The sequence below is a fragment of the Acidovorax sp. JHL-9 genome (genome assembly GCF_000426205.1).
In the GTDB taxonomy this organism is placed as follows: domain Bacteria; phylum Pseudomonadota; class Gammaproteobacteria; order Burkholderiales; family Burkholderiaceae_C; genus Acidovorax; species Acidovorax soli.
Window position 1 is genome coordinate 1 of record NZ_AUEX01000033.1, and the last position, 22,578, is coordinate 22,578.

General features: G+C 63.5%; 22 protein-coding genes and 1 pseudogene. 21 read left to right on the top strand and 2 right to left on the bottom strand.

Features of this window, described 5'->3' with window-relative positions:
- Nucleotides 1-63 precede the first annotated feature (63 nt).
- Genes K225_RS0116815 through K225_RS0116845 form a run of 7 tightly spaced genes read left to right on the top strand, consistent with a single transcriptional unit; the run spans nt 64 to nt 7,362 of the window.
- Nucleotides 64-1,110 carry a CaiB/BaiF CoA-transferase family protein gene (locus tag K225_RS0116815; protein WP_158332654.1) on the top strand — a complete coding sequence of 349 codons (1,047 nt, stop codon included), beginning with the start codon at nt 64-66 and terminating at the stop codon, nt 1,108-1,110.
- Nucleotides 1,111-1,139: 29 nt separating this feature from the next.
- Nucleotides 1,140-1,922 (top strand): enoyl-CoA hydratase-related protein, encoded by a 783-nt coding sequence (locus K225_RS0116820; RefSeq protein ID WP_026437475.1) that lies wholly within the window; start codon nt 1,140-1,142, stop codon nt 1,920-1,922.
- Between the two features lie 53 nt (nt 1,923-1,975).
- Nucleotides 1,976-3,133 (top strand): acyl-CoA dehydrogenase family protein, encoded by a 1,158-nt coding sequence (locus tag K225_RS0116825; RefSeq protein ID WP_122172629.1) that lies wholly within the window; start codon nt 1,976-1,978, stop codon nt 3,131-3,133.
- A gap of 11 nt (nt 3,134-3,144) precedes the next feature.
- Complete coding sequence (locus K225_RS0116830) at nt 3,145-4,320, top strand: CaiB/BaiF CoA-transferase family protein (RefSeq protein WP_026437477.1); 1,176 nt, start codon at nt 3,145-3,147, stop codon at nt 4,318-4,320.
- Between the two features lie 19 nt (nt 4,321-4,339).
- A complete protein-coding gene (locus K225_RS0116835; protein ID WP_026437478.1) occupies nt 4,340-5,710 on the top strand; it encodes an MmgE/PrpD family protein in 1,371 nt (456 codons plus the stop codon).
- A complete protein-coding gene (locus tag K225_RS0116840; protein ID WP_026437479.1) occupies nt 5,707-6,546 on the top strand; it encodes a CoA ester lyase in 840 nt (279 codons plus the stop codon). Before K225_RS0116835 ends, K225_RS0116840 begins: the two co-directional genes overlap by 4 nt.
- A 27-nt stretch (nt 6,547-6,573) precedes the next feature.
- Entirely contained in the window at nt 6,574-7,362 is a 789-nt protein-coding gene (locus K225_RS0116845; RefSeq protein ID WP_026437480.1) for a citryl-CoA lyase, read from the top strand.
- Nucleotides 7,363-7,375: 13 nt separating this feature from the next.
- Here the strand turns inward: K225_RS0116845 and K225_RS22285 are convergent.
- A pseudogene (locus K225_RS22285) lies at nt 7,376-7,524 on the bottom strand (IS5/IS1182 family transposase); the annotation flags it as partial.
- Between the two features lie 75 nt (nt 7,525-7,599).
- Nucleotides 7,600-8,619 (bottom strand): LysR family transcriptional regulator, encoded by a 1,020-nt coding sequence (locus K225_RS0116850; RefSeq protein WP_080746172.1) that lies wholly within the window; start codon nt 8,617-8,619, stop codon nt 7,600-7,602.
- A gap of 32 nt (nt 8,620-8,651) precedes the next feature.
- On the opposite strand from K225_RS0116850, the gene K225_RS0116855 reads away from it, so the two are divergent.
- From K225_RS0116855 to leuD, 14 genes are all read left to right on the top strand, one after another.
- Entirely contained in the window at nt 8,652-9,890 is a 1,239-nt protein-coding gene (locus K225_RS0116855) for a cytochrome P450 (protein WP_197719214.1), read from the top strand.
- Between the two features lie 7 nt (nt 9,891-9,897).
- Nucleotides 9,898-11,136, top strand: a complete 1,239-nt coding sequence (locus K225_RS0116860; RefSeq protein WP_026437483.1) for an NAD(P)/FAD-dependent oxidoreductase — start codon at nt 9,898-9,900, stop codon at nt 11,134-11,136.
- Nucleotides 11,137-11,154: 18 nt separating this feature from the next.
- Complete coding sequence (locus K225_RS0116865; RefSeq protein WP_026437484.1) at nt 11,155-11,475, top strand: 2Fe-2S iron-sulfur cluster-binding protein; 321 nt, start codon at nt 11,155-11,157, stop codon at nt 11,473-11,475.
- Nucleotides 11,476-11,485: 10 nt separating this feature from the next.
- The gene (locus K225_RS0116870) at nt 11,486-12,355 is read left to right on the top strand and encodes a fumarylacetoacetate hydrolase family protein (RefSeq protein ID WP_026437485.1); all 870 of its coding nucleotides are present in this window, start codon (nt 11,486-11,488) and stop codon (nt 12,353-12,355) included.
- Entirely contained in the window at nt 12,352-13,428 is a 1,077-nt protein-coding gene (gene gtdA / locus K225_RS21075; RefSeq protein ID WP_048805396.1) for a gentisate 1,2-dioxygenase, read from the top strand. The genes K225_RS0116870 and gtdA overlap by 4 nt, the downstream gene beginning before the upstream one ends.
- 43 nt (nt 13,429-13,471) lie before the next feature.
- Entirely contained in the window at nt 13,472-14,650 is a 1,179-nt protein-coding gene (locus tag K225_RS0116880; RefSeq protein WP_026437486.1) for an ABC transporter substrate-binding protein, read from the top strand.
- 10 nt (nt 14,651-14,660) lie between these two features.
- Nucleotides 14,661-15,581: a branched-chain amino acid ABC transporter permease gene (locus K225_RS0116885; protein ID WP_026437487.1), complete on the top strand. Its 921-nt coding sequence runs from the start codon at nt 14,661-14,663 to the stop codon at nt 15,579-15,581.
- Between the two features lie 2 nt (nt 15,582-15,583).
- Complete coding sequence (locus tag K225_RS21080; RefSeq protein ID WP_048805397.1) at nt 15,584-16,600, top strand: branched-chain amino acid ABC transporter permease; 1,017 nt, start codon at nt 15,584-15,586, stop codon at nt 16,598-16,600.
- A 1-nt stretch (nt 16,601) separates the two neighbouring features.
- A complete protein-coding gene (locus K225_RS0116895) occupies nt 16,602-17,351 on the top strand; it encodes an ABC transporter ATP-binding protein (protein WP_026437488.1) in 750 nt (249 codons plus the stop codon).
- 17 nt (nt 17,352-17,368) lie between these two features.
- Entirely contained in the window at nt 17,369-18,085 is a 717-nt protein-coding gene (locus K225_RS0116900; RefSeq protein WP_026437489.1) for an ABC transporter ATP-binding protein, read from the top strand.
- 217 nt (nt 18,086-18,302) lie between these two features.
- The gene (locus tag K225_RS0116905; RefSeq protein ID WP_026437490.1) at nt 18,303-19,487 is read left to right on the top strand and encodes a CaiB/BaiF CoA-transferase family protein; all 1,185 of its coding nucleotides are present in this window, start codon (nt 18,303-18,305) and stop codon (nt 19,485-19,487) included.
- 10 nt (nt 19,488-19,497) lie between these two features.
- Complete coding sequence (locus K225_RS21085) at nt 19,498-20,508, top strand: hydroxymethylglutaryl-CoA lyase (protein WP_048806242.1); 1,011 nt, start codon at nt 19,498-19,500, stop codon at nt 20,506-20,508.
- On the top strand, nt 20,508-21,917 hold the full coding sequence (gene leuC / locus K225_RS0116915) for a 3-isopropylmalate dehydratase large subunit (RefSeq protein ID WP_026437491.1): 1,410 nt from the start codon (nt 20,508-20,510) through the stop codon (nt 21,915-21,917). The genes K225_RS21085 and leuC overlap by 1 nt, the downstream gene beginning before the upstream one ends.
- A complete protein-coding gene (leuD, locus tag K225_RS0116920; RefSeq protein ID WP_026437492.1) occupies nt 21,917-22,561 on the top strand; it encodes a 3-isopropylmalate dehydratase small subunit in 645 nt (214 codons plus the stop codon). The genes leuC and leuD overlap by 1 nt, the downstream gene beginning before the upstream one ends.
- Nucleotides 22,562-22,578 lie beyond the last annotated feature (17 nt).

Here is a 22,578-nt window from a genome sequence, read left to right on the forward strand (position 1 = left end):
CGGCAGCGTCTTGCGTGTTCTGGCCATCACCCTCATCCATTGAAGCTTCGATGGATGAGGATTATGGCTTTAAAAATACTATCTGAACAGTATTGGGGCAAGGAGTCGATCGCGTTGGAGATACGCACGCCGGCCGGGCGCGCGGTGCTGGAGCGGCTGATTTCAAAAGCCCAGGTGCTGGTGCACAATTTTCGCCCCGACTTTGCCGAGGCCCATGCGCTGAACTACGACGCGGTGCGGCGCATCAACCCGACGCTGGTGTATTACATGGTCAGCGCCTTCGGTGAGCAGAGCGACTACCGGCTCAGGCCCTCGGTCGACAGCGTGGTGCAGGGCATGACGGGGGCCTTTTATGCCAGTGGCGAGGCCGGGGACCCACCGGTCCGCATCGGCTTGCCGATCATCGATGTGGCGTCCGGCATGTGCGGCGCTTTGGGCGTGCTGGCCGCGGTGATGCACCGGCAGCAGACCGGCCTGGGGCAGCGCGTGGAGCTGTCGCTGGTGGACACCATGTTCAATTTCATGGCGAGCAAGGTGGGTGAATATGCGATTGAGCAGCGCGAGCCGATTCGCTCGGTGAACCTGCCGATTGCCGTGCCGAGCCGGCACTTTCGCGGCACCGACGGTGCCTGGTTCAGCGTGTCGGTGGTCAATGAAGCGGCGTTCAAGCGGTTTTGTGGCGTCATCGAGCGGCCCGAGTGGCTCACCGATCCGCGTTACCAGCGCAACGCCGCGCGCATTGCCAACCGGCCGGCGCTGCTGGCCGAACTGGAGTCGATTTTCATCACCCGTCCGGCGGCCACCTGGTTGGCCGCCTTCGCGACGGCCGACGTTCCCTGTGGCCCGGTGAACACGGTGTCCCAGGCCATGGCCGACCCGGTGCTGGCCGCCCGCTTTGTCGAGCATCCGGCGCTGCCGGGCCTGCCGCTGATCCCCTTTCCAGCGCAGCTCGCCGCGGGCATGCGCCGACCCGACGCCATGGCGCCACCGCCCAAGCTGGGCGAGCACAGCCGGAACATTCTCGGCGAGCTGGGTTACAGCCCGGCCGAGGTGGATCAATTCGTGAAAGACGGCGTGGTGGCACCCGAATTGAACCATCGTCATCAGTAGATCCCCCAACTTTTACAGGAGCGCCAGGCATGTCGGACCAGGAAGTCATTTACGAAGTCAAGAACTTCGTCGCCACCATCACCATCAACCGGCCCAAGACGCTCAATGCCTTCACCGGTGACACGATCAAGGACATGGAGCGGCTGCTGGCCCAGGCCGGCAACGACCCGAAGGTCGGCGTGATCGTGCTGACCGGCACCGGCGAGCGCGCCTTTTGCGTCGGCGGCGATGTCAACTGGGAAAAGGGCGAAGGCGGCAAGAGCGGCCTGCAGGACCTGGAGTTCAACTTCAACCGCCAGATCGCCGAATGCCCCAAGCCGGTGATCGCGCGGGTCAACGGCTATGCCATTGGCGCCGGCCACCACATCGCCTACTTTTGTGACTTCACGATTGCCGCCGAGCACGCGATCTTCGGTCAGAACGGGCCCCGCGTCGGCTCGCCGGCGGGTGGCTACATCGTCGCGCACGCGGCCAACGTGCTGGGCCACAAGCGGGCGCGCGAGCTGTGGATGCTGTGCCGCCGCTACAGCGCGCAGCAAGCCTTTGACTGGGGTCTGGCCAACGCGGTGGTGCCGATGGCTCAGCTCGACGCGGAGGTGCGGAAGTATTGCGACGAACTGCTGTCGCTCTCCCCCACCTGCCTGAAGATTGTCAAGCGTTCGTTCTACCACCACATGGCCCCGATCATGGGCCGGGACATGAACGACCTGATCCAGGAAGTGGCGCCCAACTATTTCAACACCGGCGAGCAACAGGAAGGGGCCAGCGCTTTTCTGGAAAAACGCAAGCCCGATTTCAGCAAATTCCGTTGAAGGATATGCGCACTCCAGCCGGCGCTGCCCGGCTGGATCTCTAGAGATTGAACATGACGAACCAAGAACGCCATCCCGAGTTGCGCCAGGCACTGCGCGATCTCTTCAAACGCTTCCCCGATGAGTATTTTCGCAAGATAGACGACGCCCGTGCCTACCCCGAGGCGTGTGTCGACGCGCTGACCCGGGCCGGCTGGCTGGCGGTGATGATTCCGCAGGAATACGGCGGCGCCGGCCTGGGTCTGGCCGAAGCCTCGGTGGTGATGGAAGAGGTCAACCGCTGCGGCGGCAACGCCGGCGCCTGCCACGGCCAGATGTACAACATGGGCACCTTGCTGCGCCACGGCTCGGAAGCACAAAAGCGCCTCTACCTGCCCAGAATCGCCAGCGGCGATCTGCGGCTGCAGTCCATGGGCGTGACCGAGCCGACCACGGGCACCGACACCACCAAGATCAAGACCACCGCCGTCAAGCGGGGCGACCGCTATGTGGTCAATGGCCAGAAAGTCTGGATCTCGCGCATCCAGCACTCCGACCTGATGATTTTGCTGGCGCGCACCACCCCGCTGGCCGAGGTCAAGCGCAAATCCGAAGGCATGTCGATCTTCATCGTTGACCTGCACCAGGCGATTGGCAAAGGCATGACGGTGAACCCAATCCGCAATATGGTCAACCACGAGACCAATGAGCTGTTTTTCGACAACCTCGAAATCCCGGCCGAGAACCTGATCGGCGAGGAGGGCAAAGGTTTCAAGTACATCCTGGACGGCCTCAACGCCGAGCGCACCCTGATCGCCGCCGAGTGCATCGGCGACGCCCGCTGGTTCGTCGAGCGCAGTGCCCGCTATGCCCGCGAGCGCCGCGTGTTTGACCGCCCGATCGGGCAGAACCAGGGCGTGCAGTTCCCGCTGGCCGAAGCCCACATCGAGACCGAAGCCGCCGACCTGATGCGCTGGCGTGCCTGCGAACTGTTCGACGCCCACCAACCCTGCGGGGCCGAGGCCAATATGGCCAAGTACCTGGCAGCCAAAGCCTCCTGGGAGGCGGCCAACACCGCCATTCAGACACACGGCGGTTTTGGCTTTGCCTGCGAATTTGACGTCGAGCGCAAGTTCCGCGAAACCCGGCTGTACCAGGTGGCGCCGATCTCCACCAACCTGATCCTGAGCTACGTGGCCGAGCACGTGCTCGGGCTGCCACGTTCATTCTGAAAGCCATGACCATGCGCCCATTGGAAGGAATGTTGATCGTCACGCTGGAGCACGCGATTGCCGCGCCGTTCTGCACCCGTCAGCTCGCGGACCTCGGCGCGCGGGTCATCAAGGTCGAGCGCCCGGGTGAAGGCGACTTCGCCCGCGCCTACGACACCCGGGCCCACGGCCTGGCCTCGCACTTCGTCTGGTGCAACCGCTCCAAGGAAAGCCTGACACTCGACCTCAAGCATCCCGGCGCCCGTGCCGTGTTGCAAAAGCTGGTCGAGCGGGCCGACGTGCTGGTGCAGAACCTGGCGCCCGGCGCCGCCACGCGCATGGGACTGGACCACGCCAGCCTGGCGCCGGTCCATCCGCGCATCGTGGTGTGCGACATTTCGGGCTACGGCGACGGCGGGCCCTACACCGAGAAAAAAGCCTACGACCTGCTGATCCAGAGCGAAGCCGGTTTCGTGTCGGTGACCGGCACGCCGGAGCAGCCGTCCAAGGCCGGCCTGTCGATTGCCGACATCGCCGCCGGCATGTACGCCTACAGCAGTGTTCTGGCCGCCCTGCTGGAGCGCGGCCGCACCGGTCGTGGCCAACGGCTCGAAATCTCCATGCTCGAAGCCATGTCCGAATGGATGGGCTTCCCGCTCTACTACACGCTGGACGGCCAGCCGCCGCCGCCGCGCGCTGGCGCCTCGCACGCCGCCATTTACCCCTACGGCCCCTTTACCTGCGGCGACGGCAAGCAGGTGGTGCTGGCGGTGCAGCACGACCGCGAATGGGCCACTTTCTGCAACCAGGTGCTGCAACTGCCCGATCTGGCCACCCGGTACCTGGGCAACGCCAAGCGACTGGCCCAACGCGAGACATTGCGCGGCATCATCGAAGGCGTGTGCACCACCTTGACGGCGGCGCAATTGGTCGAACGGCTCGATGCGGCGCAAATCGCCAATGGCCAGCTCAATGAGCTGGCTGACCTGTGGAAGCACCCGCAATTGGCGGCGCGCGGGCGCTGGACCGGGATTGACTCGCCCGGCGGCCCATTGCCGGCGCTGTACCCGCCACACCATCTCAGCCACGGCGAGCCACCGCCCATGGGGCCGGTGCCCGCCCTGGGAGAACACACCGAAGCCATCCTCACCGAACTCGGCTACGGCGCGCCCGACATCGCCCGGCTGCGAGCGGACAAGGCCATCTGAGAAGAGGTGTGAACGAATCATGACCCAAGACAAAACCCCGAGCGCGACGCTGGCCGCCTTTGCCGCCGGTCTGCAATTTGACGCGATCCCGACGCCGGTGCTGCGCCGCGCCGAAGACCTGTTCCTCGACTGGTACGCCTCGGCACTGGCCGGCAAGGGCGCGCGGCCGGTCGAGGCCATCGAGGCTTACGCCCGCGCCATGGGACCGGACTCGGGCCGCGCCGAAGTGTTGATCTCGCGCCGCGCCACCTCGCCCCATTTCGCCGCGATGGTCAACGCGGCCGCCTCGCACTTCGCCGAGCAGGACGACGTGCACAACGGCTCGGTGTTCCATCCCGCGGCCGTCGTGTTCCCGGCGGCGCTGGCCATGGCGCAAGACATCGGCGCGAGTGGCCGTGAGTTTCTGGCCGCCGTGGTGGCGGGCTATGAGGTCGGCATCCGCGTGGGCGAGTTCCTCGGCCGCTCGCACTACCGCATCTTTCACACCACCGCCACCGCAGGCACCCTGGCCGCCGCTGCGGCCGCCGGGCGGCTGCTCAGGCTGGACGCGCCGACCATGCTGCATGCCTTCGGCAGCGCCGGCACACAAGCCGCCGGCCTGTGGGAGTTCCTGCGCGACGCGGCCGACTCCAAGCCACTGCACACCGCGCATGCGGCGTCCAGCGGTTTGGCCTGCGCCTGCCTGGCACGAAGTGGCTTGACCGGCGCGCGCCAGATTCTGGAAGGGCCGCAAGGCATGGCCGCGGGCATGTCCAGCGATGCCGATCCGGCGCGGCTCACCGACCGGCTGGGGCAGCGCTGGGCCACGGCGGATACCTCGTTCAAGTACCACGCCTCGTGCCGTCATACCCACCCCAGCGCCGACGCGCTGCTCGCGCTGATGCAAACGCATGGGCTCAAGGCCGACGATATCGCCGCGGTGACCACCCATGTGCATCAGGGCGCCATCGACGTGCTGGGCCGCGTCACCGTGCCCGCCACCGTGCACCAGGCCAAGTTTTCGATGGGCACGGTGCTTGCGCTGGCGGTCGAGTACGGCCACGCCGGGCTGAACGAATTCGAGCAGCATTTCCTCGCGCCGCGCGTGGCGGCCCTGCGCGATAGGGTCACGATGCAGCTGGACGCCGAGGTGGACCGGGCCTATCCGCAGCGCTGGATTGGCAAGGTGAGCGTGGCGACGCGCGATGGCCGCACGCTGAGCGCGCGCGTCGACGAGCCCAAGGGCGATCCCGGCAACACCCTGACACGCGGCGAACTGGAAGACAAGGCACAGCGCCTGGCGGCCTACGGCAAGGGCGCCACGCCGCAAGAAATGGAGGCGCTGATCGCGCGCGTCTGGACCGTGGCCGAGGCGCCGCGCATGGGCCGCTGGCTGGAAGCGCGCGCATGACAGCCAACACCGCCGCCCCGCGCGCCGTGCCACGCGCCTACCTCTTCGTGCCCGCCGATCGACCCGAGCGCCATGCCAAAGCCCGTGCCAGCGGAGCGGACGTGGTCATCGTCGATCTGGAAGACGCCGTGCCCCCCGAGGCCAAGGTGCGCGCGCGCGAGGCGCTGGCGGCGCAACTGGACGAAGCCACGCCGCTGGTGGTTCGCATCAATGCCGCTGGCACCCCCTGGTTTGAGGACGACCTCGAACTGTGTCGTCATCCTGGCGTGGCGGCGGTGATGCTGCCCAAGGCCGAGGGCATCGACGCCGCCTGCACCGTGGTCGAGGCCACCTACAAGGACGTGTTGCCGATCATCGAGTCGGCGCGCGGTCTGCAGGACATGCACAGCATTGCGCGCGTGCCGGGCGTGATTCGCCTGACTTTTGGAAGCGTCGATCTGGCGCTCGATCTGGGCATCGACTGCGCGCCCGATGGCGGGGAGACCGAGCTGCTGGCTTTCCGCTCCCAAATGGTGCTGGCTTCGCGGCTGGCCGGGCTGGCCGCGCCGGTCGATGGCGTCAGCACCGCGATCGACGACCTGCACCGCTTGCAGGCCGACACCGAACGCGCGCGGCGACTCGGCTTTGGCGCCAAGCTGTGCATCCACCCGAAGCAGGTGCTTGCCGTTCAGGCGGTGTTCACGCCCACCCCCGAGCGGCTGGACTGGGCGCGCCGCGTCTGCGAAGCATTTGCATCGGCTGGCGGCGCCGCCGTGGCCGTGGACGGCCAGATGGTGGACCTGCCGGTGGTCCAGCGCGCGCGCGCCGTGCTGCGCAGCGCCGGCTTGAAAGCCTGATTTTCATTGACCCGACTGGAGCCCCTCATGGCCCGCAAAAACAAGCCCATCCGCTCCGACATCGCCTGGAGCACCCCCGACCGCATCGAAGTGCACGGCAAGAGCCTGCCCGACGAGATCCTCGGCCATCTCAACCTGGGTGACATGGCCTTCCTGCAGATCCTCGGGCGCATGCCGACGCCGCAGGAATCAAACGTGTTCAACGCCATTGCGGTGACGCTGGTCGAGCACGGCATCACGCCGAGCGCATTGGCCGCGCGTCTGACCTACGCCGGTGCGCCCGAATCGCTGCAGGCGGCGGTGGCGGCCGGCTTGTGCGGCCTGGGCAGCGTGTTCGTCGGCAGCACCGAAGGCACCGCCAAAATGCTGTACGAGGCACTTCCGCCGGGCACCCAGGGCGCCGATCTGGAACGCATCGCCCGCGACACCGTGGCCGCCTTTCGTGCCCGCGGCCAGATCATTCCCGGGCTCGGCCATCCCTTGCACAAGCCGGTCGATCCGCGTGCCCCGCGCCTGTTCCAGATCGCCGCCGACAACGGCTTTTCTGGGGACTACATCCGGCTCGAACAACTGATCTGCGCCGAGGCCGAACGCGTCGCTGGCAAGTCGCTTCCCGTCAATGCGACCGGCGCCATCGGCGCCATCAGCTGCGAACTCGGGCTGCCATGGAAAATCGTGCGCGGCATCGGCGTCTTCGCGCGCGCCATCGGGCTGGTGGGCCATATCCTCGAAGAGAGCCACAACCCGATCGCGGTCGAGATCTGGCAACGTGTCGAAGACGAGGCCACCCAGCACATCAGGCCACAAGGCGCCTGAAGCGCCGCGGCTAGCGGCCGCGCTTGCCCTGCGTGGGGCGTACCACTGCATGCCACGGTCCAGCAAGATGGTCAGTGACTCTCGGGATTTGAATGCGGCGTTGTACTCGCTCCAGTTGGTGGTCTTGTCGTGGGGCTGGACTCGATTGGGCTGAAGTGACACTCAACCACAGATCAAGCGGATTCAACGTGGACGGTGTACCTGCCTTGGGCTGGGGATTTGTTCAACAAAACCCTTTCACAAAAAAAAGTTAGATCCCGGCCCGAACAGCGCGGCGATTCTGTCTCTGAACCAACGATGACGGGGGTCCTTGTCATAGCGACGGTGCCAATGTTGCTGGATCGGAAATTGAGGGATGTCGTAGGGCGGAGGGACGAGTTCAACCTGACCAAGCTTTGCAAAGTGTGCGCCGACTGCGGTCGGGACTGTCGCGACAAGATCCGTGGCGGCAACAATTGCTGGAAGTGTGAGATAGTGCGTGGTGCGCATGCGAATTCTCCGGACAACGCCGCGACGATCCAGAAAATTGTCCACGAGTTCCTGACTCCTGATCGGTGTATCGACCAGCACGTGGTCGAGTTCCGAGTACCTGGACTTGCTCATTTGTTGAGCCGCAGGATGTCCTTTGCGCAGCATGCATGAGAAGCCGTGCATCCTCAGCCGCTGCTTGAAAAAGCGGTTGCTTTTGAGGTCAGGAAAATAGCCGAGCGCAATGTCCACCTGCCCCGACTCCATAGCCTGTTCCAGACTTTGCGGATCGTACGAAGAGGTGCGCATTGAGGCATGAGGTGTTAGCTGCTGCAAGGCTTGGATGAGCCCTGGCGCAAAGATCATTTCGGCCACGTCTGGCATCGCTAGGCAAAACTCCGTGGTCGTCTCGGCCGGCGTGAATCGCGGGGCGTCCAGTACGTTCTCATAGACGCGCTGCAGGATGTGGCGAGCCTCCTTTGCTGCTGCCACACCGCGTGGAGTCGGCTGCATACCTTCCGGAGTGCGAACGAACATCGGGTCGTCGAAGTGCTTACGAAGGCGCCCGAGCGCCGTACTGAGGCCCGGCTGACTCATGCCTAAACGCAGCGCGGCGCGGGTAACGCTGCGGCAGTCGTCCAAAGCGACCAAAAGAGACAGCAGATTCAAGTCGAAGGTCTTGGTCATAAGCCCAGCAAAAGCATCCTCATCTGTAGAAACAATACTTGAAATTCTTCGTATTGTATTGGCGGATAAAGCAACGAATCCTACACTGCTTCCAATCAGCATGCGACAGACGCTGCAGATGCCAGGAGACTACGATGAGTACAACTGAAATGATGGCCAGACCCACTGCGCCCGGTAGCAGGTTCGACCTATTCAACCTGCCGGACGCGTATTACCGCGACCCGGCCCCGTTCTATAAAGCCTTGCGTGATAACGAACCGCTTCTCTGGAACAGCGATGGCTCGGTATTGCTGACGCGCTACGACGACGTCAAGGCGGTGTGGCGCGACCTGAGCGGTCGGGTGAACCGCGCCGAAGCCTATGCGAAGAAGTTCGGCGAGGGGCCGCTTCTTGAGCATCACACCTCGTCGATGCTGTTCCGCGACCCGCCCGATCACGACCGGTTGCGCGACATCGTCAATCCGTTCTTCACGCCGTCATCGATAGAGCGGCTGCGCACGGCGGTTCGAGAGATCGTCGAACGGCTCATCGAGGAGGTGCGCGAGAAGCGCGAGATCGACTTCGTCGCCGAGTTCTCGTCACGTATCCCGATCCAAGTGATCTGCGACATCTTCGGTGTGCCGCGCAGCGACGGCCCATTGATCCGGGACCTCGGCGCGCAGGTACTGTTTCCCCTCAATCCAGCCGTCAGCGCCGAAGCGATCGCCGCCGGCCACGAAGCGACTCGCAAGTTCAAAGACTACCTGTCCGAGCACTTTAACTATTGGCGCCGACAGCCAGTGGAAGACATGCCGACGAACATTATCAGTGCACTGGTCGCCGCCGAGAAGCGCGGCAACCCGCCAATCAGTGAAGTGGAAATGGCACACATGTGCATCCTCGTTCTCAATGGAGGGCACGAGACCACGACCAACCTGATCGGGCTTTCTACTCTGGCATTGATGAAGCATCCCGACCAAATGGCCCTGCTGGCCAAGGAGCCGTCCGTCATTGGCCCGGGGGTGGAGGAGTGCCTGCGCTACACCACGCCGCTGCAGTTGCAGGGGCGGCGCACGACGCAAGAGGTACAGGTGCCTTCTGGGACGATCCCTGCCGACACTGAAGTCATCTTCGCGCAAGTGTCCGCCAATCGCGACGAGCGTGTGTTCGCCGATCCGGACCGCCTGCAACTCACGCGGCAACCCAACGCCCACTTGGCCTTCGGTGCGGGTATCCATGTGTGCCTCGGCCGACCGCTCGCCCGCATGGAGGCGGCCGAGGCATTGCCGGCGCTCGCACGGCACTTCCCGAGCATGCAGCTCATCGATGAGCCCGTCTTCGCCCGAAGCGCGCGGTTCCGCGGCATCCAGTCGATGCGCGTGCGACTCTATTGACTGCGCCATGAGTGCCGGGATAGTGGTGGTGGGCGCAGGGCAGGCAGCCTGCCAGTTGATCGCATCGCTGCGGCAGCTGGGCCATGCCGAGCCGCTGACCCTCGTGGGGGCCGAGCCTTATTTGCCGTACCAGCGGCCGCCTTTGAGCAAGGACTGTTTGCGCCGCGGAGCGACCTTGGCGGATCTGTTGCTGCGGCCCACGTCCTTCTACGATTCGCAGCGGTGCCGGCAGATTCTCGGCCGCCGCGCTATCGAACTGGACCGCGCCGCGCGCGTTCTGCGACTCGACGATGGTCAGGCTATCGAATATGAGCACTTGGTGCTGGCGACGGGTGCGCGCGCGCGTCGCTGGCCGGGCTTGGCCGACGTTTCGCCACACGTGTTCACACTGAGGAGTTGGGACGATGCGCAGGCCCTCGGCGAGCGGCTCACGAACGTGCGGCGACTTGCCGTGCTCGGTGCGGGTTATGTTGGACTGGAGGTGGCGGCATCAGCGGCGCAGCGGGGCATTGAGGTAGCTGTCTTCGAAGCCGCTCCACGCGTGCTCCAGCGGTCGGTCGGGACAGCCATGTCTGTGGCCGTGCAGCGGCTGCACGCGCAGCATGGCGTGCGGCTGTGCCTGGGGGCCACCGTGCGGGCCGTCGAGGTCTCCGCTGCGACCAATGCCAGGAACCCTGTCCGTTTGACGACCACCGACGAAAGCTTCACCGCCGATGCGCTCGTGGTGGGTATAGGCGCCGCGCCGCGCATTGAACTGGCGCAGCAGGCAGGAATTGCATGTGGGCAAGGAATACGCATCGACGCTGCGTGCCGTACGAGTGATCCGCATGTCTGGGCCATCGGTGACTGCACCGAGCAGGTTCTTGGTGATGGCGAGCCTCCGATAAGGCTGGAATCCGTGCAAAACGCGACGGATCAGGCCAAGTGCGCTGCCGCTGTATTGGCCGGCAAGCCGATTCCCCCAGCCCCGGTGCCATGGTTCTGGTCGGATCAGTTCGGCTGCCGGATCCAAGTAGCAGGCCGCTCGGCTGCCGGCGACGAGATCATTCTTCGATCCGTCGCAGAAAAGCGGTTGGCGTTTGCGGCTTGGCACCTTCGGGATGGGCGCGTCACCGCGGTCGAGACACTTGACGCGCCGGAAGACTTCATGGCCGCTCGACAGCTCATCCGCAGCGGCCGTTTCATCGAACGCGCGACCCTGTGCGACGACCGTGTGTCGCTGCGCGAGCTCGTTACTCAAACTTGACAAGGATCATCCACTCACATGACGACTCTTTACTTTCAAACGGCCGAGGGCGAGACCATTGAGTTGCAGGCCAAGGACGGCGCTTCGGTGATGGAGGCTGCCGTAGCCGCGAATGTGCCGGGCATCGACGCCGAGTGCGGCGGCGCCTGCGCCTGCGCCACCTGCCATGTCTACGTTGACGAAGCGTGGACCGAACGTCTGCCGGCCAAAACAGAACTTGAAATCAAGATGCTTGATTTCGCGGTCATGGTCAAGCCCACCAGCCGTCTGAGCTGTCGTCTCATCGTTGGCCCCGAGATCGACGGCCTTTCGATGTCTATTCCTGAATCGCAACATTGACACACATCCCATGAAGATTTGCCGCTTCGATAACGACCGCCTGGGCTTGGTAGACGGGGACACAGTGCGCGACGTCACTGCCGCGCTCGACGTTCTGCCAAATCACCGCTATCCGCTGCCCATTTTCGATCCCCTGATCGCGCACCTGCCCGAGGTACTCCAAGCAATTCGCCGAATCGCCCCGTCGTCGCCCACGCTGCCGCTCGCGGGGCGCCGGCTGCTGGCTCCGGTTGCGAATCCCGGGAAAGTCATCGCGGCGCCCGTCAACTACAAAAAGCATCTCGAAGAAGCCCGCGAGCAGGCCGAGATCCACCACAACGGCCAGGTCGCCGAAATCCAGAAGATCGGACTCTTCCTCAAGGCGACAAGCTCCGTTGTGGGGCCGGGTCACGGCATCGAGATCCAGCATCCTGACCGCCGAAACGACCACGAGGCCGAACTCGTCGCTGTCATTGGCAAGGCCGGACGCAACATTCCGCGCGAGCACGCGTTCGATCACATTGCGGCCTACATGATCGGCCTGGACATGACAGTTCGCGGCCCGCAGGAGCGCAGTCTGCGCAAGTCCATCGACACGTATTCCGTGGTGGGGCCCTGGCTCGTCACTGCTGACGAGATTGACGACCCGCAGGCGCTCGATTTCTGGCTCACTGTCCAAGGCGAGCCGCGCCAAAAGGCCAACACGCGCGATCTCGTGCTGGACATCCCAGCGTTGATCGAAATGGCCTCGTCCTATTACACGTTGCAACCAGGTGATCTGCTGTTCACCGGCACGCCCGAAGGCGTTGGGCCGGTGGTGCACGGTGACGTGATCACGGTCGATATCGAAGGCATCGGTCGCATGACGGTCGACGTCCGCAACGCCAGGAGAGACACGTGAACACACTAAACCTCCCGACGTCTGCTTATGCAGGCGGCGCAGCAACAGCCGACGTCGCTACCCAGCGCGAGGCCTTCTACGAACGCATCGGACGGGCCCATTGCACGCCGCTGTGGGAAGTTCTGCATGACATCGTCACCAAGGAGCCGATCACGCCGTGCTTGCCCCACCTGTGGCAATGGAAGCAAGTTTGGCCGTGGCTGCAGGAAAGCGGCCAGTTGATTTCAGCCCTGGAAGCGGAACGCCGCGTACTCGTGCTGGAAAACCCAGGCCTTCGCGGAAAAACGCGCATCACGCACAGCCTCTATGCCGGTCTGCAGTTCATCCTACCGGGCGAGATCGCACCGTCGCACCGTCACTCGCAATCGGCCCTGCGTTTTATCATGCACGGCGCGGGTGCCTACACGTCCGTGGATGGCGAGCGCGTCACGATGAACGTAGGCGATTTTGTGATCACGCCATCGTGGACATTCCACGAGCACGGCAACGACAGTGGCGAGCCGATGGTATGGATGGATGGACTCGATCTGCCTATTGTAGAGTTGCTTGATGCCCAGTTCCGTGAGGACGGCCCGCGCACCACCGTGCAGGCGGTTGACCGCGAGGCGGGCCTCACGCTGTCCCGCTTCGGCAACACGATGAAGCCTGTAGGCTATAAGAGCCGGACACGCACGTCACCGCTGTTCTGGTATCCCTACGAACGCACGCGAGGGGCGTTGGAGACGCTGCGCCGCAGCGAAGCACCGCACCCGTGCTGGGGTCACAAGTTGCAATACACCAACCCGGTGACGGGCGACTGGGCGATGCCCACCATTGGCACCTTTATGCAGCTGCTGCCCGCAGGCTTCGTGGGCGAATCCTATCGCGCCACGGACGCCACGGTCTATACCGTAGTGGAGGGCTCTGGCCGCTGTGTGGCCGGTGACAAGGTGCTGACGTTCGGACCGAAGGACGTGTTCGTCTGCCCCTCCTGGCTGCCTTACCGGCTGGAGGCATCGGCCGATACCGTGCTCTTTAGTTTCTCGGATCGTCCCGTCCAGGAGGCGCTGGACCTCTGGCGCGAGCGGTTTTGATTCTTGATCGAACCACCAACACAAACACACCAGGAGACACCAAATGACTTTCACGATGACTTCGGTCAAGACCGTGCTGCTATGCGCCAGCCTGGCCGTCGGCCCCTCCCTGCAAGCACAAACTCCCATCAAGATCGGCTTCCTGGCCGAACTGTCGGGCCCACAAAGTGCGCTGGGGCAAGACCAATATGACGGATTCATGATGGTCGTGCAGCGCAACGGCGGGAAGCTTGGCGGCGTGCCGGTGGAGTTGTTCAAGGAGGATTCGCAACTCAAACCCGACGTGGCGGTGCAGGCCACGCGCAAGCTGATCGATAAAGACAAGGTGTCGATCATCACCGGCATCACCTTCTCGAACATCATGATGGCCGTCCACAAACCCATCACCGAAAAGGGCGTCTTCTTGGTCGGCTCCAATGCGGGACCAGCGCCCATCGCTGGCGCGCAGTGTTCGCCCTATCAATTCATAGTCTCGTGGCAGAACGATATGTTGTCGGAGGTGGTGGGCAAATATGCCGCCGACAAGGGCTACAAGCGGGTCGTCGCGCTGGCACCTAACTACCAGGCCGGCAAGGACTACATCGCCGGCTTCAAGCGCTTTTACAAATCTGAACTTGCCGACGAAGTCTATACGCCGCTGAACCAGCTGGACTTCTCGGCCGAACTCACGAAGCTTGAAGCTATTCGGCCCGATGCCGTGTTCGTGTTCTACCCAGGCGGACTCGGCGTCAACTTCGTACGCCAGTACCAACAGGCGGGCCTCATGGGCAAGATACCTTTGCTGTCCACGGGCACCACCGACGGGGCAACTCTGCCAGCGCTGCGCGACACTGCGCTCGGCGCGATCTCCGGCTCGTTCTGGGGGCCCGATTTCGACAACGCCGAAAGCCGGCGCTTTGTCGAGGAGTTCGAGGCCAGCTACAAGCGCATCCCATCGCAGTACGCGGCGCAAAGCTACGACGCCGCCATGCTGCTCGACGCGGCAATCGCCAAGGTGCGAGGCGACGTAGCCGATAAACCGGCATTCATGGCGGCCCTCAAGAACGCGGATTTCAAATCAGTACGAGGAGCGTTTCGGTTCAACAACAACAACTTCCCGATCCAGGACATACCCGTTTTCGAGATCGCGAAGGATGCAAAAGGCCGCGTCAGCATGCGGACGCTGACGTTTCCCTTGCGCAATCACAAGGATGCGTACCACCAGCAGTGCCCACTGAAGTAGGAGTGATGCGATGAGTGTAAACCTGCTGCTCGCGCAGTTGCTCAATGGGTTGCAGTACGGCGTCCTGCTCTTCCTGCTGGCTGCCGGACTCACGCTCGTGTTCGGAATCATGAGTTTCGTTAATTTGGCCCACGGTTCGCTTTACATGTTGGGCGCCTACTTCTCTGCGACCGTATACAACGCGACGGGCTCGTTCGCGCTGGGTCTGATCGCAGGGTTGGCCGGCACACTTCTCCTGGGCCTTGTGCTCGAGTGGGTGGCCGTCTCGCGGCTCTATCTGCGTGACCACCTAGACCATGTTCTGGCCACCTTCGGCCTGGTACTCTTCTTCAACGAAATCGTGCAGATCATCTGGGGCGCACAACCCTATTTCACGCAGGTCCCCGAAACACTCGACCGTACGATCAACCTGTTCGGTTTTTCCTATCCGGCCTATCGCTTCGCAATCATTGTGGTTGGCGTTTCGGTTGCGGTCGGCGCCTACCTTCTGATCCACAAGACGCGAATCGGCATGTTGATCCGCGCCGGCACAGTGAACCCCAAAATGGTCGCGGCGCTCGGCGTGAACATCAAGCTGCTCAACGCCATGCTGTTCGGACTCGGCGCCATGCTCGCGGGTCTAGCGGGTGTGATGGCCGGCCCGATCCTGTCCGTGCAGTCCGGCATGGGCGAGCCGGTGCTGATAACGACACTTGTCGTGATCGTCATCGGGGGGATTGGATCGGTCGGCGGCGCATTCTATTCGGCACTCATCGTGGGCACAGTCGACACACTCGGGCGCGCGTTCCTGCCAAGCGTTTTGCGCCTCGTGACCGAGCGCTCTTTCGCTGACGCCGCAGGGCCAGCACTTGCATCGATGCTCATTTACGTGCTCATGGCCGCAGTGCTCGCCTGGCGCCCGCAAGGCCTCTTCCCTTCCAAGGGGGGCTGACCATGTTGCAACATCCTCTGGCTCGACCGAGCGCACTGGTGCCGCTCGTCCTTTTCGCAGTGCTGGCCCTGGTGCCCTTCATCGCGCAGGCGATCGGCGAGCCCTTCTATATTGCGCTGTTCGCGCGGATCATCATCTATGCAATCGCGGCAAGCGCGCTGAACCTCGTGCTGGGCTATGGCGGGCTGGTCAGCTTCGGCCATGCGCTCTTCTTTGGCATAGGCGCATACGGCGTCGCGCTGCCGGTCTTTCACGGAATCGACAACGGCTGGGTCCACTTGATCCTCGTGTTTGGAGTATGCGGTGTTGCCGCGGCGGTGACCGGCGCGATAAGCTTGCGCACCTCCGGCATAGCGTTCATCATGATCACGCTTGCCTTTGCTCAGATGGGCTTCTTCCTCTTCGTGAGCCTGAAACGCTACGGCGGTGATGACGGCCTCTCGATAGCCCAAGCCAGTCGATTTGGGCCGCTGAACCTTGGCGACACCGGCGCTGTATACGCTTGCGCCTTCTTGGTGCTGGCACTTGCGACCTGGTGCCTCGCTCAATTGCGCGCAGCACCCTTCGGAATGGTGCTGCGCGCCGCGCGACAAAACCCTCGTCGCGTCGCCACTGTCGGACTCCCGGTCTCGCAGTATCAGCTCACGGCTTACGTGATGTCCGGGATGCTGTGCGGCTTGGCAGGTTTCCTGCTTGCCAACCTGAACGCCTTCGCTTCGCCGAGCACGATGGCATGGACCGTGTCGGGCGAACTCATAGTCATCGTCGTGCTGGGCGGCATGGGCACCGTCTTCGGCCCTTTGCTCGGTGCCTTCGTGCTGCTAGGGCTTGAGGAGATCATCAAGGGGTACACCGACCACTCCATGGTCGTCCTGGGCCCCATGATCCTGTTGATTGCCCTGGCAGGCAAATCCGGCATCATCGGCCTGCTGCAGAAGCTCGACCACGCCGCCGCGCGGCCAGCCCCCGTACCTGCGAAACCCACAAGGGCGACGCACGCAAACGGCGGGGAGGGTTGACATGGCCACCATGCTTCAGACCGAGTCTCTGGTCAAGCGCTACGGCGGCCTGTTGGTGACAGACGCCGTCTCTCTGGACGTCGAGGATGGTGAGATCCACGCGGTGATCGGCCCCAACGGCGCGGGCAAGACCACCCTGATCAACCAACTCTCTGGCGAACTGGCTTCGAACAGCGGACGCATCATGTTTGGTGGCCGCGACATCACCAACCTGCCCTGCCACGAGCGAGCCCGCGCGGGTCTGGTGCGCTCCTATCAGATCACTTCGGTCTTCGAGGAGTTCACCGTGCTCGAGAACACGGTGCTTTCCGCCCTCGGCGCGCGCGAGCACGCGTTCCGGTTGTGGCGACCCATGCTGTCGCGCACCGAGGCGTGCGGCGCTGCGGAAGAAGCGCTCGAATCCGCTGGTCTCGGTGACCGCGCCAATGTCTGTGCAGGCGACCTGGGCTACGGCGAGCGCCGTCAGCTCGAGCTGGCGATGAGCCTCGCAGCCCGTCCAAAGCTGTTGTTGCTCGACGAACCGATGGCGGGCATGAGCCCGCAGGAATCGTCTTCAGTGATTGCGTTGCTGAAGCGGTTCAAGCGACGCTACTCGATTCTTCTCATCGAGCACGACATGGACGCGGTCTTCGTACTCGCGGATCGCATCACCGTGCTCGTCTACGGCAAGGTCATGTTCACTGGGAGCCCTGCCGAGATTCGCTGCCATCCCGAGGTGCGCGCGGTGTATCTCGGCGAGGAAGCGGTTTGACGGCGCGGGACAACGATATGAGCACTTTCTTCTCCGTCCTTGGGCTGCAGGCCTCCTACGGCCACGCCCAAGCCCTCTTTGACATCTCTTTTGACGTACGAAAGGGGCAGGTAGTCACGCTGCTCGGCCGCAACGGCATGGGTCGGTCGACGACAGTCAAGTGCATCTTCGGGCTGTTGCCCGTCTCGGCCGGCACGGTGTCGATTGACGGCATTCGACTCGACCGACTGCCCATCCACCGCGTGGCGCGCAAAGGTCTCGCATTGGTGCCCGAAGGCCGGCAGGTCTTCCCGAACCTCACTGTAGAGGAGAACCTCGTCGCGACAGCCCGAGTCGGTGAGTCGGCGCCCTTGCCACATTGGACGCTCAGCCGCGTCTACGACCTCTTTCCCCGGCTCCGGGAGCGCCGGCGGAACCTTGCCTCGCAGCTATCGGGCGGCGAACAGCAGATGCTCGCGATTGGCCGCGCGCTGATGACCAACCCACGCCTGCTCGTGCTTGACGAGGCCACCGAGGGCCTGGCACCTCTCATCCGCCAAGAGATCTGGCGTGCGCTCGGCGAATTGAAGGCCAATGGACTCTCGCAGATCGTTATCGATAAGAACGTCGGTGCACTGCTTGATCTGGCAGATCACCACTACGTGATTCAAAAAGGTTGCGTTGTTTGGCAGGGCGGGTCCGAGGCACTTCGCCGCACGCCTGATGTCATCCATCAATACCTGGGAGTGAGCTGATGAGTGCGACCATGAAGACTGCGCTCCCCGCTTGCACATCCACGGAGTTTCGACTCGGGATGGGTTCTAAGGAGCAATCATGAATACACACCGTAAAGACAGCGCACGGTCAAACCTTTCGAAGGATGCTGAGCGAACTGACGGTTCGGATGACACAACCATGAAGAAAAAATCGACCTCTCAGGAGAACGATGAGAGCAAACCTACGTCGGATGTAATGCCGCTTGCGGGCGTCAAGGTACTTGAACTCGGCTCGCTGGTAGCGGGGCCTTACGCCAGCGCGCTGCTGGCTCAGTTCGGCGCGGAAGTGATCAAGATCGAGCCGCCGAAGGACGGGGATCCGTTGCGCAAATGGCGCAAGCTCCACGAGGGTACCTCGCTGTGGTGGTACACGCAAAGTCGCAACAAGAAGTCGGTCACGCTCGACCTCAAGCGCGACGAGGCGCGCGAGATCGTACGTCGCCTGGCCGGCGAAGTCGACATCGTGATCGAGAATTTCCGTCCCGGGACGCTGGAGAAGTGGGGGCTGGGCTGGGAGCAATTGTCGGCCCTCAATCCGCAACTTGTCATGGTCCGCATCTCCGGCTACGGGCAATCGGGCCCGTACAGCCAGCGACCGGGCTTTGCGGCCATCGCCGAGTGCATGGGCGGTCTGCGCCACGTGACCGGATTTGCCGATCGTCCGCCCGTACGGGTGGGTGTAAGCTTGGGCGACACGCTGGCCTCGCTGTACGGCACGATTGGTGCCCTGGTGGCGATGCACCATCTCAAGGCCAACGCGGGCAAGGGTCAGTTCATCGATGTCGCGTTGTACGAGTCAGTATTCGCGGTGATGGAAAGCCTGATTCCAGAGTACGCGGAGTTCGGCTTCGTTCGGGAGCGCTCCGGCGCCAGTCTCCCGGGCATTTCACCATCGAATACCTACCGTTGCGGCGATGGCCACTACGTGGTTATCGCAGGCAACGGCGACGCCATCTTTAAGCGGTTGATGCACGCGATCGGGCGCGACGATCTCGGCGCTGACCCCGCGTTGGTGCGTAATGACGGCCGTGTCAGACACAATGATCGGCTGGATGCCGCTATATCCGATTGGACCGGACTGCACCCGCTTGACGAGGTCTTGAAGGTCCTGGAGGCGGCCGAAGTGCCCAGCGGGCGCATCTACACCGCAGCCGACATCGCGGAAGACCCGCACTTCCACGCGCGCGACATGATCGAGCGCCACGCGCTACCCGACAGCACACCAATCGACTTTCCGGGCATCGTGCCCAAGTTGAGCGCGACTCCCGGGCGCACGAAATGGGTCGGCCCCGAGCTCGGCGCGCACACGCAGGAAGTGCTGGCCTCCCTGGGCATTGATGCCGACGAGCTCGCCCGACTGCGCGCCGATGGCGTGGTTTGAGGGGCAACTCATGCAAAAGGCTAACGGCCAGCGGCTGTACATCCAGGAAGTTTCTGTGCGCGACGGATTCCAGATCGAGTCTCGCTTCGTGCCCACCGAACAGAAAATTGACCTGATCAATGGCTTGAGCCGCACAGGACTGGCCAAGATAGAGGTCACATCGTTCACCTCGCCCAAGGCCATCCCGGCGCTGGCGGATGCCGAAGCCGTGATGCGAGGGATCGAACGGATTCCCGGCGTTGAATACGCCGCACTGGTGCCCAACATTCGCGGCGCTGAGCGCGCGCTCGACTGCGGCGTCGACGAACTGAATCTCGTAATGTCTGCGAGTGAGACACACAACGCCGCCAACCTGCGGATGACCCCTGCGCAGTCGTTGGCGCAGTTTGCCGAAATCGTGAGGCTGGTGGACGGCCGTAAGCAGGTCAACGCCTCGTTGTCCACGGCCTTCGGCTGTCCGTTCGAAGGTGACGTGCCGGACGCGGTCCTGCTGGCGCTCGTAGAGCGCATCGCAGGGCTGGGCATCGCGCGCGTGACGCTGTGCGATACGACCGGCATGGCCCATCCGGGGCAGGTGGAGCGCCTCTGCCGGGCGGTGAAGACTGGTTGGCCGCAACTGACCTTGACGGCGCATTTTCATGACACCCGTGCCATGGGACTGGCGAATGCGTTGGCGGCGCTCGAGGCCGGCATCGACCGCTTCGATGCCTCCCTCGGCGGGCTGGGGGGCTGTCCCTTCGCGCCGGGCGCCAGCGGGAACGTCTGCACCGAAGACTTGGTTCACATGTTCGAGGCCATGGGCTATCGCACCGGCGTCAATCTGGAAGCGCTGCTGGCGCAGGCGCGCCGCATGCCTGAGATCGTCGGCCACGATGTGCCCGGGCAGGTCATGAAGGCGGGTCCATCGAGTCGGCGGTATCCCGTACCGGATGGCGTGCACTCACGCGAACCGCAGCAGCGCCTGGCCGGCGTGGGTTGCCTTGCCGGAAGCCCGGCCAGTCCGGTCCTGAGGGGAACGTAATGGCCGCCGCGACACTTTTCGAAAAGCTGTGGCAACGGCATGTGGTGCACGAGCCCGAGGCCGGCCCTCCGCTGCTGTACATGGACCGCCATCTGGTCTACGAGGTCACCAGCCCGCAGGCGTTTGAGGGGTTGCGCATGGGCAAGCGCAGGCTGTGGCGTCCGCAAACGGTACTGGCGACCGCGGACCACAACGTGCCGACGACATCGCGCTCCGTGGGCATCATAGATCCCTTGTCGCGTATCCAGGTCGAACAGCTCAGCCGCAACTGCAAGGAGTTCGGTGTCACCGAGTTCGGACTCTCGGACCCCCGTCAGGGCATCATCCATGTCGTCGGTCCGGAACAGGGCGCAACCTTGCCGGGAATGACCGTTGTCGCCGGCGACTCGCATACCAGCACGCATGGCGCCTTCGCCGCCCTGGCCTTTGGTGTCGGTACTTCCGAGGTCGAGCATGTGCTCGCGACGCAGTGCCTGTCCGTCAACCCGATGAAGCCCATGCTCGTGCGCATTGAGGGAGCACTGGCGCCTGGCGTAACGGCCAAGGACTTGATCTTGGACGTGATCGGCCGCATCGGCACGGCAGGCGGAACCGGCTACGCCATCGAGTTTGGCGGTGGCGCGGTTCGCGCCTTGTCCATGGAAGGCCGAATGACTTTGTGCAACATGGCGATCGAAGCAGGCGCTCGCGTTGGATTGGTCGCGGTCGATCAAAAAACGATCGACTACCTGAAAGGGCGTCCGTACGCGCCGCGCGGCGAGCGATGGGAGCAGGCGGTGGCGTACTGGCGCACACTGGTCAGCGACGAGGGTGCGCACTTCGACAGAACGCTTGAGATCGATGCGGCTCTTGTGCAACCCATGGTGACTTGGGGCACATCGCCCGAAATGGTGCAGCCGATCGGCGGCCAGGTGCCCGATCCTGCGCGTGAACCGGACCCTGTCAAGCGCTCCGGAATGGCCAATGCGCTGGCGTACATGGCAATCGAGCCGGGCATGCCAATCAAGGCCATTCAGCCGGACAAGGTGTTCATCGGATCGTGCACCAATGCCCGCATCGAGGATCTGCGCGCTGCGGCCGCCGTGCTGAAGGGCGGACATATTGCTCCCACGATCAAGCTAGCCCTCGCGGTCCCGGGCTCGGGGTTGGTCAAGGCGCAGGCCGAAGCCGAAGGCCTTGACCGCGTGTTCACCGACGCGGGTTTCGAATGGCGTGAACCGGGCTGTTCGATGTGCTTGGGTATGAACGAAGACCGGCTGGCGCCCGGAGAGCGCTGTGCCTCCACCTCGAACCGCAATTTCGAGGGCCGTCAGGGGGCGGGAGGGCGTAGCCATCTCGTGAGTCCGGCAATGGCGGCGGCGGCCGCAGTTGCGGGCCACTTCGTTGATGTCCGTAAGGAGTTCAGCTGATGGAACCTTTTACGTTTCTCGACGGCATCGTGGTGCCGCTGAATCGCGCCAACGTCGACACGGACGCCATCATCCCGAAGCAGTTCATGAAGTCGATACGACGCACAGGCTTCGGGGGCAATCTGTTCGACGAATGGCGCTATTTGGACAAGGGCGAGCCCGGGCAGGATTGCGCCGCGCGGCCGACGAACCCGGCTTTCGTGCTGAACCAGCCCCGCTACCAAGGTTCCTCCATCCTGTTGGCGCGAGCGAACTTCGGCTGCGGCTCCAGCCGCGAACACGCGCCGTGGGCGCTGCACGACTATGGCATTCGTGCGCTCATCGCCCCCAGCTTTGCCGACATCTTCTACGGCAACTGCTTGAAGAACGGCATGTTGCCCATCGTGCTGCCCGAGGTTGAGGTGCAGTATCTGTTCGAACAGGTAAAGAGCCAGCCTGGTTACCGCCTGCGCATCAACCTCGAGAGACAGTCTATCGAAGCACCGATCGGCCCTGCTCTCGGCTTCGAGTTCGATCCGTTTCGCAAACGCTGTCTGCTCAACGGCATCGACGACATCAGCCTGACGCTGGAGCATGACGCGGAGATTCGCCGCTACGAGGCTAGGCGGCAATTGGCGGAGCCATGGGTATTTGGAGGGGCTTGAAAAAGCTGGCAATTTCA

Coding starts and splice junctions, on each gene's coding strand:
- K225_RS0116815 (WP_158332654.1), top strand. CDS start 64: ATGGCTTTAAAAATACTATCTGAACAGTATTGGGGCAAGGAGTCGATC.
- K225_RS0116820 (WP_026437475.1), top strand. CDS start 1,140: ATGTCGGACCAGGAAGTCATTTACGAAGTCAAGAACTTCGTCGCCACC.
- K225_RS0116825 (WP_122172629.1), top strand. CDS start 1,976: ATGACGAACCAAGAACGCCATCCCGAGTTGCGCCAGGCACTGCGCGAT.
- K225_RS0116830 (WP_026437477.1), top strand. CDS start 3,145: ATGCGCCCATTGGAAGGAATGTTGATCGTCACGCTGGAGCACGCGATT.
- K225_RS0116835 (WP_026437478.1), top strand. CDS start 4,340: ATGACCCAAGACAAAACCCCGAGCGCGACGCTGGCCGCCTTTGCCGCC.
- K225_RS0116840 (WP_026437479.1), top strand. CDS start 5,707: ATGACAGCCAACACCGCCGCCCCGCGCGCCGTGCCACGCGCCTACCTC.
- K225_RS0116845 (WP_026437480.1), top strand. CDS start 6,574: ATGGCCCGCAAAAACAAGCCCATCCGCTCCGACATCGCCTGGAGCACC.
- K225_RS0116850 (WP_080746172.1), bottom strand. CDS start 8,619: ATGCTGATTGGAAGCAGTGTAGGATTCGTTGCTTTATCCGCCAATACA.
- K225_RS0116855 (WP_197719214.1), top strand. CDS start 8,652: ATGAGTACAACTGAAATGATGGCCAGACCCACTGCGCCCGGTAGCAGG.
- K225_RS0116860 (WP_026437483.1), top strand. CDS start 9,898: ATGAGTGCCGGGATAGTGGTGGTGGGCGCAGGGCAGGCAGCCTGCCAG.
- K225_RS0116865 (WP_026437484.1), top strand. CDS start 11,155: ATGACGACTCTTTACTTTCAAACGGCCGAGGGCGAGACCATTGAGTTG.
- K225_RS0116870 (WP_026437485.1), top strand. CDS start 11,486: ATGAAGATTTGCCGCTTCGATAACGACCGCCTGGGCTTGGTAGACGGG.
- K225_RS0116880 (WP_026437486.1), top strand. CDS start 13,472: ATGACTTTCACGATGACTTCGGTCAAGACCGTGCTGCTATGCGCCAGC.
- K225_RS0116885 (WP_026437487.1), top strand. CDS start 14,661: ATGAGTGTAAACCTGCTGCTCGCGCAGTTGCTCAATGGGTTGCAGTAC.
- K225_RS21080 (WP_048805397.1), top strand. CDS start 15,584: ATGTTGCAACATCCTCTGGCTCGACCGAGCGCACTGGTGCCGCTCGTC.
- K225_RS0116895 (WP_026437488.1), top strand. CDS start 16,602: ATGGCCACCATGCTTCAGACCGAGTCTCTGGTCAAGCGCTACGGCGGC.
- K225_RS0116900 (WP_026437489.1), top strand. CDS start 17,369: ATGAGCACTTTCTTCTCCGTCCTTGGGCTGCAGGCCTCCTACGGCCAC.
- K225_RS0116905 (WP_026437490.1), top strand. CDS start 18,303: ATGCCGCTTGCGGGCGTCAAGGTACTTGAACTCGGCTCGCTGGTAGCG.
- K225_RS21085 (WP_048806242.1), top strand. CDS start 19,498: ATGCAAAAGGCTAACGGCCAGCGGCTGTACATCCAGGAAGTTTCTGTG.
- leuC (WP_026437491.1), top strand. CDS start 20,508: ATGGCCGCCGCGACACTTTTCGAAAAGCTGTGGCAACGGCATGTGGTG.
- leuD (WP_026437492.1), top strand. CDS start 21,917: ATGGAACCTTTTACGTTTCTCGACGGCATCGTGGTGCCGCTGAATCGC.